Here is an 11,890-nt window from a genome sequence, read left to right as displayed (position 1 = left end):
CCGAGTCGTGCGAATCACGGCAGAAGATTTATCAGGCCGCAGTCCACGCTCCAAACGGCCATGCTTCAGCCAGACTGCCGGATTAGGTCTGCTGGATAGGTGGGGCGACTGACGCCGGCAAGATAAGTGTCGCATGTGAATTGTCGCGCAGACCGCACGTGCCGGTGTATCACTATAATGCGCGTGATAGAAATGCGTTCAGCCGCTCCAGCACGAGATCCGGGGCTTCGAGCTGAGGCAAGTGACCGACGCCAGGTAATGTTTCGAACGATGCCTGCGGGATCAGCGTATGAAGCGCTTTGCCTCGCTCCAGCGGGATCCATGGATCGTCCTTGCCCCAAATTATCTTTACCGGACACCTGATATCACCGAACGCCGGCTCGACTTCGGCGGTATATTTTTCGTCGGCTTGCGCGAATTGCCGATAGAAGCTTCCCCGTCCCTCCTCGGCAAGCCACGGCTCGACAAGTTTCTCGAAATCTCCGGGCGCGATGTCATTTACGATCGCCCCCTTGATATATGCTTCCACGAGCGCTCTGTGGATATGCGGCGGCAGGCCCAGAAAGGCATCCACATGGCGACCGACATGATCGAAGAACTCCGATCCCCAAGGGCGCATGGCGACGACATTCATCAGGACATACCGCTCGAAGTCGCAGCCATGCAGCAAATGCGCCCGTAGCGTCGTCGCTCCGCCGAAATCATGGGCAACAACGGTGGGCTGCTCAAGGTCCCAATGCGCGAGCATCTCGGCGAATACTTCTCCTTGCACATCGAGTGAGGTGCGCTGCTCCGCGCGTTTGTCGGATCGCCCATATCCGGGCATATCGTACCAGTGGACACGATACCGCCTTGCAAGATCTGGAATAATCCGATGCCATGAGAACGAAGACCACGGCCAGCCGTGAGCCAGCACAAGCGCGGGTCCACTACCAAATTGACCCGCTGCCACAGCGCCCGCGGATGTTTCCACGGTCTCATCGAGTTTCCACGACATCAGACATTCTCCTAGTACTCAGGACAGCGTCCGAATTGGTTCGCAAACCATGTAGTTCGAGACCGCTTCCCACCCATTGCTGAAATTCAGCCCGAGGATTCTAGTCGGTGCCAGCCTTCAATCTGCAGATCGCCCAGCCGTTCAGCCTCCTCGCATGGAACAACGCGTACGGTCTGGGAAAATGTCCAGACGTGACCTTCAGGATCGCACGCCCTGCACTGCCGTTCACCGTAAAACTGGTCAGCCGGCTCCTGGACGATCTCGGCTCCCGCCGTAGGCCGTCCTTGAGGCGCACATAGACCGACTGCGTGTTCTTGCCGGCGACCGACGCGGGACTGGCTACATGGTCGGCCCATTCGGAATCGACGATCATATAGCCGTCACCGAACCGCATCTCGGAATGAACGAGCCTGTCATCAGCGTCGCTGACCACCATGCTCGGCTCGAAGCCAAAAGCCTTTTCAAGCCAGATCAAGGCGGCGCGCGGATTCCTGTAGAATATGCCGGAGCCCAAGGTTGAGCGCTTGAACGGATCGTCGACCATCATCGGGCGAGCGGCGTCTTTCAAGCCTGCTCGGCGCGGACGGCGCGCCGCCGGCGCTCGCTTTTCTGGGTCTCCACGATGCGCACACGCTTGACGCGGCGTGGATCGGCGTCGAGCACATGGAATTCGAAGCCGGGGATGGCCTGCACCACTTCGCCGCGTGCAGGGACCCGGCCAAGCGTGTTGAAGATCATGCCGCCGATCGTGTCGACATATTCGCCATGCTCGCCGGCGGCAAAATCCTCGCCGATCATCTTGGCGACATCGTCGATCTCGGCCTTGCCGTCGACGACGAACACGCCCTCGCCGGTCTGGGTGATCATCGGCTCGTCCTCGTCGTGCTCGTCCTCGATGTCGCCGACCACCATCTCGACGATATCCTCGAGCGAGACCAGACCATCGGTGCCGCCATATTCGTCGATGACCAGCGCCATCTGGGTGCGCATCGCCTGCATGCGCCCCATCAGGTCGGAGGCGAGCATCGACGGCGGCACGAAAAGCACCGGGCGGATCAGGGTCAGATCGCCGATGGTGCGCGTGAGATCGACCTTGGCGAGATCGAGAAGCGTGGCAGGGGCGGCTTTCCTGGTCGTCCTGCTCTTTCTGACGCGGGCCAGCTTGGTGATGTGAGCGAGCACGTCGCGGATGTGGACCATGCCACGCGGGTCGTCGAGCGTCTCCGAATAGACCGGCATGCGGGAATGGCCGGACTGCTCGAACAGTCCCAGAAGATCGCCCAGGTTCGTCGTGATCTCGACCGCCTCGATGTCGGCGCGCGGCACCATGACATCCTCGACGCGAACCTCGCGCAGGCGCAGAATGTTGTTAAGCATGGCCCGTTCGCCGGGCGAAAAGGCGCCGGCATCGCTCGCCGTTTCGGCAAGCGCGTCGGCGATCTCCTCGCGCAGGCTGGTGCCGTTGCGCTGCCTGAACAGGCCGAGCACGCGATCGAACAGGGAAGGACCGGCAGGCGATGGCTCGCTGGCGAAGCTGCCGGTCGTGGTACTCGGACTAGAGTCCTCTTCCGTCTGTTCGGATGGCTTGGTCGCACTGCCGGCGTCTGGGTGGGCGGCAGTCTCTGGTTTGTCGTTCATCGTCGTCCGGTCATTTGATCTTTTTAGTTACGCGTAGGGATCGGGAATGGCAAGCCTTGCAAGTGCTGCGCGTTCGATGGCTTCCATTTCTTCGGCCTCGGCGTCGGTCTCGTGATCGTAGCCCAGCAAATGCAGCAGGCCATGGATGACGAGATGGGTGATATGGTTGTCGACAGGCTTGTCTTCCAGTGCGGCTTCCCGCGCGACCGTCTCGGCGGCCAGCACAATGTCGCCGAGCATGGGCGGCAGCGGACGGCCCTTGGCGAGCGGAAAAGCCGGGAAAGACAGGACGTTGGTCGGTTTGTCCTTGCCGCGCCATCCCGCATTGAGACTGCGGATGTGGGCATCGTCAGAAAAAACGATGCTGAGCTCGGAACGGCCGGCCGCGCCGGTTTCGGCAAACGCGGCGGCAACGGCGCGACCGACCAGCCGCGTCAGCGCGGCCTCATCGGGCCAGTCGCCCGCTTCGACTGCTATATCGATGTCGACGGGGACCGGAAGATCCCCGCCTACAGATTTTTTGTCCTCAGCCATAAGGCTGCATCTTCAGCCTTCGGCGCCCAGGCCCCGGGCCAGCTTGCCGTCGCGGTCGTAGGCCTTGACGATCTCGGCGACCAGCGGATGCCTGACGACGTCGCCTTCGTTGAAGCGCACCGTCACCATGCCGGTGACGCCGTCGAGGATCCTGAGCGCCTCGACCAGACCGGATTTGGTGTTTTGCGGCAGGTCGATCTGGGTCGGATCGCCGGTGACGATCATGCGCGAATTCTCGCCGAGACGGGTCAGGAACATCTTCATCTGCATCGGCGTGGTGTTCTGCGCCTCGTCGAGGATGACGGCGGAGTGCGCCAGCGTGCGGCCGCGCATGAAGGCCAGCGGCGCGATCTCGATCACCTCGGCGGCAATCGCCCGCTCGACCTTGTCGGCCGGCATCATCTCGTAAAGCGCGTCATAGAGCGGCCGCAGATAGGGATCGACCTTCTCCTTCATGTCGCCGGGCAGGAAGCCGAGCCGCTCGCCGGCCTCGACGGCAGGCCGCGACAGCACGATGCGCTCGACCATGCCACGTTCGAGCAGCATCGCCGCATGCGCCACCGCCAGGAAGGTTTTTCCAGTGCCAGCCGGGCCGATGCCGAAGACGAGCTCGGACCGCTCCAGCGCGCGCATATAGGCGTCCTGGTTGAGCGAGCGGGCATAGATCGTCTTCTTGCGCGTCGATATCTGGGCGGCTGACACCTTGCCCTTGCGCTCCAGCGTCGGCAGCGTCAGCTGGTCGTCGGCGGCGATCGCCATGCGCACGGCGCCGTCGACGTCCGACTGGCCGATGTCAGCGCCTTTCTGGAGAATGCCGTAGAGATTATCCAGGGCGCGGCGCGCCTGCTCGGCGGCCGAGGCGGAGCCCTTGATGGCCAACTGGTTGCCGCGCGAGCGGATATCGACGCCAAGCTTCTGCTCGAGCCTGGCCAGATTCTCGTCGAACTGGCCATAAAGGGCGCTGGCAAGCTTGTTGTTGTCGAAAGTCAGAACGATGTGCGCCATATCCGAAGCCCCCGATGGTAGGTTCTGGGGCAGGTTCTTCACTTCCGCAGCGCTCAACCGTCTCTCCTCATCTGCCGAGACCTTCAGGCCAATTCGGCGAACAGGCTGTTGTAACCCGTCTTCGTGATTCGTACCTGGATAATCTCACCGATTTCGCCGGACTTTTCATCAACAATAACCGGCTGCAGCCACGGTGAGCGGCCGACCTTCTGGCCAGCCTGGCGGCCCGGCTTCTCGATCAGCGTGTCGATGGTGCTGCCGACCAGGCTGGCGCCGAACTCCTGCTGCTGGGTCAGCAACAGCGCCTGCAGTCGCTGCAGGCGCTCGTCCTTGACAGCTTCCGGCACATGATCGGCCATTTCCGCGCCCGGCGTGCCGGGGCGCGGCGAATATTTGAACGAGAAGGCCGAGGCATAGTTCACCTGGTGGACAAGGTCCATCGTCGCCTCGAAATCCGCATCCGTCTCGCCGGGAAAGCCGACAATGAAGTCGCCCGAAAGAGCGATATCGCTCCGTGCGGCGCGGATCCGGTCGAGCAGCGTCAAATAATCTTTTGCCGTATGCCTGCGGTTCATCGCCTTGAGGATGCGGTCGGAGCCGGATTGCACAGGCAAATGCAGATAGGGCATCAGCGCCGGCAAGTCACGGTGAGCGGCGATCAATTCGTCGTCCATGTCGCGCGGGTGGCTGGTGGTGTAGCGCAACCGCGCCAGCCCGGGAATCTCGGCCAGCCGGAACAGCAGGCGGCCAAGACCCCATTCCACGGTCTTGCCCCCTTTGGCTTCGCCTTCGCCGTGCCAGGCATTGACGTTCTGTCCAAGCAGCGTCACCTCGCGCACGCCGGCTTGCGCCAGCCGCTCGGCCTCGGCGACGATCTGCGCCACCGGCCGCGACACTTCCGAGCCTCTGGTATAGGGCACCACGCAGAAGGTGCAGAACTTGTCGCAGCCTTCCTGCACCGTCAGGAACGCGGTGACGCCGCGCCTGATGATCTCGGCGCGCTTCGGCTGCGGCAGATGCTCGAACTTGTCTTCGATGGCGTAGTCCGTCTCGACGATCTTTTCGCCGCCGCGCACCCGTGCCAGCACGTCGGGCAGCCGATGATAGGTCTGCGGGCCGATGACCAGATCGACAGAAGGCGAGCGGCGGATGATCTCGGAGCCCTCGGCCTGCGCCACGCAGCCGGCGACGCCGACCAGCATCTCGCGGCCGGCCCGAGCCCGTTCGGCCTTCATCTCACGAATGCGGCCGAGTTCGGAATAGACCTTTTCGGCGGCTTTCTCGCGGATATGGCAGGTGTTGAGCAGCACCAGATCGGCCTCGCCGATCGCATCCGTCGCAGTATAGCCGTCGGCGGCCAGCGCGTCGGTCATGCGCTGCGAATCGTAGACGTTCATCTGGCAGCCATAGGTCTTGACGAAGACCTTCCGGCTCGCGGCAGGCGGCGCGACCGCAGTTTCGGTCGCAGTATCGATGTCGTCCCGTTCGATCGTGTTCAATTCCATCTGGCGGCTTCTAACGCCTTTCCCCGACAAAAAACAGACGATTCTGCCTTACAGCGCCGCGCCTCCTTTGGACGCGCAAAGCGCTGGAGCTTTTCCGGCTTACCGGCTCGGGCGCGGATCGGCGAGCGCCGCCTGCACCATATCACGCACCTGACTTTCCATCAGCCTGGCCGTTTCCTTGCGCCTGGAGCCCTTGGAGAAGGCGACCGGCTCGCCGAAATGCACTTCGACATCGAGCCCGCCCTCCGCCATCAGCACCTTGAGATGCGGCATCAAATCCTCGTCGCCGATCCAGGCGGCAATCGGCCGGTGCCTGCGGCCGAGCGGCACGCCGTGCAGGCGCGTATAGACGATCGCCACCGGCTGGATGAAGACCGTTTCGGCCGCCCCTTCCGAAATCGCCATCGAGGCGGCGCCGAACAGCGTGCTCTTGAACGGCAAGATCATGTTGCCGTCGCTGGTCGAACCTTCGGCAAACAGCACCATGGCGTCGCCCTTGGCCATGCGGCTGGCGATCTCGCTCGCCTGGTCGCCCGACGAACGTTTGCGCTCGCGCTCGATGAAAACGGTGCGCTGCAGCTTCGACAACATGCCGATCAACGGCCAGCCGGCCATGTCGGCCCTGGCGATGAACGTCACGTCGGCCATCGACCCCAGCACCATGATGTCGGTCCATGAAACGTGGTTCGACGCAACCAGTAACGGGCGCTGATTGGACAAGGTCCCCTTGACGTGGATGCGCATGCCGAGCGCCCGGATGATGAGCCGGTGCCAGATCTTCAGGATGAACGTCTCGCGCCACAGGCCGGTCTTCATCGACAGGATCTGCAACGGCACGAGGATCAACGAGCCTGCGACAACGAGGCCCAGCGCCAGGAAAATCCTGATTTTTCCGATCATTCGCTCTTGGCCCTGTCCCGAGTTCTGGCTAGAGCGACGCGTCCAACTGGACGTCCAAGCACGCTCTAGCGCTTTTTAATCTGCGCATCTCAACCTGCGCATCGTGCTTTCCGAGAATCGGTTCCGATTTGCGGGCCGATGCGCTAGCGAAGATCGCGGCGCATGACAAGCGCTCCGGTCGGGCCGTGCTCGGGCGATCTGTAGTAGTTGGCACGTTTGCCGACCTCGCGGAATCCCAGTCGCCGATAGAGCGCGATCGCGGCGACGTTGGTCTCGTCGACCTCGAGGAAAAGCGCCTCGGCGCGTTGCGCATGCAGTTCGCGCAGCACCGCATCCATCAGTTGCCAGCCAAGGCCCTGGCGGCGATGGGAGCGCGCCACCGCGACAGTCAGGACCTCGCCTTCGCCGGCCGCCAGGCGCGCCAGCACGAAACCGACCGGCGGCTTGGCACCCTGGCCGGTCTCGCGCGCGGCATAGCCGAACACCGTGTCCTGCTCGATCAGCGCGGCGAATTCGTCATCACTCCACGGCCGAACGAAATCCTCGCGATGCAGCACCGACAGGGCCGCACTGTCGGCGACCGTCAGCGGCTCGAGCGCAAAGTCCCTGCGGCGCGGCTGGAGGAAAGGAATGCGCATCAGTTTTTCTTCCCGGCTTTCTTCCTGGACAGGATAAACCCGGCCTGCGGCTTGGCGTCAGCTCCGCGCAGATAAAGCGGTTTCGGCTTTTCGCCTTCACTCTTGGTAGCGGCCAGCCGGGCATAGATTGCGATATCCGTAGTGGCGCTTGTCGGGCCGACGTCGAAGGCGCGCCCGGCCGATGCAGCAATTTGCGTGGCCGCGGTGCCGGCCAGAACCGGAAACCCGTCAACCGCCATGGCGGCGGCTTGCGAAAGCGTGGCCACCGCGGGACCATAAATCAAAACGGATGCTTCGTCGTAAAGCGCTGCATGGATCTCCTCGCGGCCGGCGTCGAGCGCGGCCAGCACGGCGCGGCCGGGAAATGTCTCTTTCGCCTGCGCCGCCAGCGCTTCCAGCGTCGTCACCCCGATTGCCGGGATTTTCAGCGCCAGCGCCAGGCCCCGCGCCGCCGAGACGCCGACGCGCAGGCCGGTGAAGGAGCCCGGGCCGGTGGAGACAGCGATGGCGCCAAGACCGGCATAGTCGGTGCCGCCGGTCGTCAACGCCTCTTCGATCACAGCCATCAGATGTTCGGCATGGCCCTTGCCGAGATCGAGCACCGAGCGGCCGAGTTCCTTCCCGGCCGCCGCGTCGTAGACACAGGCGGCGCAGAGATTGGCGGCACAATCGATGGCAAGCAACTTCATGAGACGGCCGGTTGGCAGCGCCCGCTTGGGGCACAGGGGGTTCGAAAGACAATTTCCCTGTGCCTGCCATGGCTCGTCCCTGCAAGGGGATAATGCATAAATCGTTTGGCGGCTTCGCTTCGACCTCGCCCAAAAAGAGGTAACTCTCGGCGACCACAACCGTCAATGAACCAGTGCCGCACTATGCGGCCTGGTCGATGCGCAGCATGTGATTGTCCCAGACATAGTCCGGCTCGGACCGTGTCGCGCCGCCGGCTTGGGCTATCTGCCCCGTGCCGGTCGTCGCCATGAAGCTCGCCCCGTCGGGCGCCACGCCGCAGACCTCGGCCAGTGCGCTGGTGGCGACGATCCGGCCGCTGGCCGCATCGATGATGGCAAGCGAGTTGCCTTCCGGCGAGGACACCGCGACGGTACCGGCAGCAGGGTTGGCGGCGACCGAGCCGATGTAATTCCTGAAGCCGGACAGCACGTCCTGCGGCATGTCGAGCAGTTGCAGAGCCTTGCCGCGCGCGGCGCGGCCGACCAGCAACGGACGATCGCCGCCCGGCCCCCTGTACTGGCAGCCGAACCAGACCGCGCCGGATTTGTCGGTATCCATATGCCGGATCGAAAGCTGGTGCAGCGCCGGCGGCAATTCGTGCTTTTCGACAAGGTCGCCGGTAAGGCGGTCGACCAGCACATAAGATGGCTTCATCGTCGCGATGTTGAGCTCGGCGCGGCCATAATCGGGATGCGTCTCGATGCCGCCATTGGCGACGGCAATCGTCCTGCCATCGCCGAGCAGCAGCAGCTCGTGCGGACCCATGCCATAGGTCGGGAACTCGCCAACGCGCTTGAATTTCGCACGCGTGTCATAGACGCCGACCACGCCGGCGGCATTGTCGAAATCGTTCTCGGTGGCGTAGAGCAGCGCACCGTCGGTCGAAAACACGCCGTGGCCGAAGAAATGCCGGCCACTGATGCTGGCAATGGTCAGCGGCTCGTCGCGGCCGGTATGGTCGAACACAACCGCGAAAGTGCCGGGCTGCCTGGCAAAGACCACCGAGCGTTTCGACAGCGGATCGAAGGTGACGTCGTGACCGCGGGCGGGCAGGTCGATGGCATGCAGCACCTTGCCGGCCTCGGACATGATCGCCGCGCCATAGCTGCCGTCGCGCTTGACGAAAGCGGTGGCGAAGACGGCGTCGGCGGCAAGCGTCTTCGCCCATGCCGACGGCGACATCGCGGCAACAAAGCCTGCCCCGGCAGCCCTCAGGAAGTCGCGGCGGTCGATCAGCGACGTTTTCAGAATCAGTCTCCGTCGAGCGACGAGAACCCGGCGGTCAGGCCGAATTCGGCGGTTAGCCTGGTGCCGATGAGGGTCGACAGGCTGGATGTCACAAGCGAGAAGTGGTCGAGCTTCTGGCGCAGCGCCGGATCGGCAAGCGCCTTGTCGATCGGGCCTCTGATGGCGGTGGCGTCGGCGGCGCCGTTGACGAGCTGGATGTGGATCGATTCCGCCATCCAGCGCGCATCGGGCGACAGCGCGTCGCCAAGCTGCGAAGCCTGGAACAGAGCGTCCATGCCCGAAAGATTTCCGGTCAGCGAACGCGCGGTGTTTTGTGAACGCCAGTAGATCGCCTGTTTCGGCTTGTCGGCCTGCGGGCTACTGCCCAGAAAACCTTTCAGGCGCACGTCACGGACCATCTCCAGTTCGTTGATGAAGACGCCGACCAATTCGGTCACCGCTTCCGTGCCGTCGCGGTAGAGTGCGTTTTGCGGCCCCGGATTGGCCCAAAGTGCTGCAAAGCCGTCGGGCTTGTTCCAGGCGTCGCTGACCTCGGCGACAATCGTTTCGATGTTGCCGGCGACGGCCGCGCCGTAAGCGCAGCGATAGGGATCGTCCTTGCCGGCGAGCCGCTCGGCGCCATCGCCGTAAAGCACGAATTCCAGCGCGCCGAGCCCTTGCATGGCGACGCTCTTTGTCGCCAGGTGGGCCGGATCGGCGGCGGTCCGGTCTTTACTGGCCAACGCCGCCTGCACCTGCCTCAGGCCGATGCTCTTGCGGTCCGGCCAAAACAGCATGCGTTCCAGCCGGTTGTTCTGCGTGATCGGTCCGATGCGGATGATCTCGACGACCGACCAGGCATCCACGGTGCCGGAGAATTCGGCGCGCGCCGCATCGAGATGGTCCTGCGAAGGCGCGTCGCACAGCGTGCGCACTGCCTTGCTCAGGCTGTCGGCATGGTCTTGCAGGCGTGCATAGGCCGGGCGGACAAAGCCGTCGATCGCTCGCTGGATCACGTCGGAAGCCTTCACCGCTGCGGACGCCGGCAATGCGCCGGCGAGGACCAGCGGGAGAACCAGGACAAACGCCAGACGCTTCGACATCACAACGACTCCAGGAATTTGACCAATGCGGCGCGATCGGGCGCGGCGGCGGCGGCAAAGCGGTCGCGCGCCTTCTGCCCCTCGCCGCCATGCCACAGGATCGCCTCGGTCAGCGTGCGCGCCCGCCCGTCGTGCAGGAAGAAGTTGTTGCCGTTGACGGTCTGGGTAAGACCGATGCCCCACAGCGGCGGCGTGCGCCATTCGCTCCCGCTGGCATCGCCCACCGCTTGCCCGTCGGCGAGGCCCGGCCCCAAGTCGTGCAGCAGAAAATCGGAATAGGGCCAGATCAGCTGGAAGGCCTGTGCCTTGTTGGGCGTGCCGCGGCGGGTGACGAATTTCGGCGTATGGCAGGAAATGCAGCCCATGTCGTAGAACAGCTTCTTGCCGGCCAGCACATCGGGCTTGTCGAGATCGCGCCGCGCCGGCACGGCGAGGTTTTGCGAATAGAAGGTGACCAGGTCCATGACCGGCGGCGGCGCCTCGACCGGGCCGAGGCGCTTCTGGACGCCGTTGGCCATGGCAAGGCAGTTCTTTTCGGCCGCGGTGCAATCGCCCCAGTGGTTCGGCACTTCCGGCGTCGAAATGCCGATGTCGCCGGCAAATGCGTCCGCCGCTTGCTGGCGGATCGAAGGGGTCTGCGCCTTCCAGCCAAAGCGGCCGAGCGTCGGCTCGCCGCTGTGGCTGTCGCGCACGATGTTGGGCTTGCCGGAGATGCCGTCACTGTTGCGATCGTCCGGATCGGCACTGGCGAGAATGTCGGCCGGCGCGATTTGCTCGACCAGGCCGAGGCCGATCATCGGCGGCGTCAAGCGCGGCGAAAGCGTGGTGTGCTGATCGAGCGGCCCGTTGGCAAGATCATCGACCGAATAGCTCGGCTTGCGCAGCCAAACCACGGTGCCGTCCGGCAGGGTGACTTTTTGCTCTTGATAGACGACACGCATCCTGCCTTCGCCGCGAAGGCCCGGAACGGCCAGTTCCTGCAATTGCGAGCCGTAGACCGGATCAGGGAAGTTGAGCACCTTGCCGGCGGCGAGCGCTGCTTTCTCCTCCTCGGTGCTCGCCTGCCGCGCCAGCCGCAGGAACATCGAGGTGGTGCCGCTGTCGGCTTGCGGCGGATGACCGCGACCGTCCTTCAGATGGCAATTCTGGCACGCCCGCTCGTTGAACAGCGGACCAAGCCCGTCCGATGCCTGCGTCGACGAGGGCGACGACACCCAGTTCTTGCGGAAAAGAGCATTGCCGAGCTTGAAGGTGCCTTGTTCCTCGAAAGTGATATTGGCGGAAGATTGCGAGAAAGCGTCCTTGTTGGCGCCTTTCCGCGACGTGCCGGCGCCGCCCTGCATCGGCTCGAACTGCTCGGGCTTGGAGAAATCCCTGGTCGGCCTGGCGATGGCAATGACGCGCGCCAGATCCTTCGGCGTCAGATCGGCACGGCTGGTGGCGAGACCCGCCGGTTCGGGCGCGCCGGCCAGCGCCGAGGCGGTCAGCGCGACCACTACGGCAGGCGAAAGCCGGCGAAGCCAGCCGTATCGCGGGTTGTGCTGGGACGGCAGGCCGCAATCCTCGGCCCGCCGCAAGCGGCGCAAGTAGTCTAAGCGGCGCCGCATTCCCGCA

At 64.0% G+C, this 11,890-nt stretch carries 11 protein-coding genes and 1 pseudogene; all 12 read right to left on the bottom strand.

What is annotated here, in order from left to right; translation table 11 throughout:
• Positions 1-172 precede the first annotated feature (172 nt).
• Positions 173-997 (bottom strand): alpha/beta fold hydrolase, encoded by an 825-nt coding sequence (locus tag X738_RS71190; protein WP_023802108.1) that lies wholly within the window; start codon positions 995-997, stop codon positions 173-175.
• A gap of 86 nt (positions 998-1,083) precedes the next feature.
• A pseudogene (locus X738_RS71185) lies at positions 1,084-1,544 on the bottom strand (VOC family protein).
• Positions 1,545-1,561: 17 nt separating this feature from the next.
• On the bottom strand, positions 1,562-2,635 hold the full coding sequence (locus X738_RS71180) for a hemolysin family protein (protein ID WP_023802107.1): 1,074 nt from the start codon (positions 2,633-2,635) through the stop codon (positions 1,562-1,564).
• Positions 2,636-2,662: 27 nt separating this feature from the next.
• The gene (ybeY, locus tag X738_RS71175; RefSeq protein ID WP_023802106.1) at positions 2,663-3,169 is read right to left on the bottom strand and encodes an rRNA maturation RNase YbeY; all 507 of its coding nucleotides are present in this window, start codon (positions 3,167-3,169) and stop codon (positions 2,663-2,665) included.
• A 12-nt stretch (positions 3,170-3,181) separates the two neighbouring features.
• The gene (locus tag X738_RS71170; RefSeq protein ID WP_031256135.1) at positions 3,182-4,174 is read right to left on the bottom strand and encodes a PhoH family protein; all 993 of its coding nucleotides are present in this window, start codon (positions 4,172-4,174) and stop codon (positions 3,182-3,184) included.
• Positions 4,175-4,257: 83 nt separating this feature from the next.
• Positions 4,258-5,679 carry a tRNA (N6-isopentenyl adenosine(37)-C2)-methylthiotransferase MiaB gene (gene miaB / locus X738_RS71165; RefSeq protein ID WP_023802104.1) on the bottom strand — a complete coding sequence of 474 codons (1,422 nt, stop codon included), beginning with the start codon at positions 5,677-5,679 and terminating at the stop codon, positions 4,258-4,260.
• Between the two features lie 99 nt (positions 5,680-5,778).
• A complete protein-coding gene (locus X738_RS71160) occupies positions 5,779-6,579 on the bottom strand; it encodes a lysophospholipid acyltransferase family protein (protein ID WP_023802103.1) in 801 nt (266 codons plus the stop codon).
• A gap of 143 nt (positions 6,580-6,722) precedes the next feature.
• Complete coding sequence (gene rimI, locus X738_RS71155) at positions 6,723-7,217, bottom strand: ribosomal protein S18-alanine N-acetyltransferase (protein WP_023802102.1); 495 nt, start codon at positions 7,215-7,217, stop codon at positions 6,723-6,725.
• Complete coding sequence (gene tsaB / locus X738_RS71150; RefSeq protein ID WP_023802101.1) at positions 7,217-7,906, bottom strand: tRNA (adenosine(37)-N6)-threonylcarbamoyltransferase complex dimerization subunit type 1 TsaB; 690 nt, start codon at positions 7,904-7,906, stop codon at positions 7,217-7,219. The genes rimI and tsaB overlap by 1 nt, the downstream gene beginning before the upstream one ends.
• 181 nt (positions 7,907-8,087) lie before the next feature.
• On the bottom strand, positions 8,088-9,194 hold the full coding sequence (locus tag X738_RS71145; protein WP_023802100.1) for a DUF1513 domain-containing protein: 1,107 nt from the start codon (positions 9,192-9,194) through the stop codon (positions 8,088-8,090).
• A 2-nt stretch (positions 9,195-9,196) separates the two neighbouring features.
• A complete protein-coding gene (locus tag X738_RS71140) occupies positions 9,197-10,276 on the bottom strand; it encodes an imelysin family protein (RefSeq protein ID WP_023802099.1) in 1,080 nt (359 codons plus the stop codon).
• Positions 10,276-11,883 carry a di-heme oxidoreductase family protein gene (locus X738_RS71135; protein ID WP_023802098.1) on the bottom strand — a complete coding sequence of 536 codons (1,608 nt, stop codon included), beginning with the start codon at positions 11,881-11,883 and terminating at the stop codon, positions 10,276-10,278. The genes X738_RS71140 and X738_RS71135 overlap by 1 nt, the downstream gene beginning before the upstream one ends.
• Positions 11,884-11,890 lie beyond the last annotated feature (7 nt).

It is taken from the genome of Mesorhizobium sp. L48C026A00 (genome assembly GCF_000502375.1).
Classification (GTDB): domain Bacteria; phylum Pseudomonadota; class Alphaproteobacteria; order Rhizobiales; family Rhizobiaceae; genus Mesorhizobium; species Mesorhizobium muleiense.
Note: the sequence above shows the minus strand (reverse complement) of the source record. Positions and strands in the feature narration are given on the sequence as shown.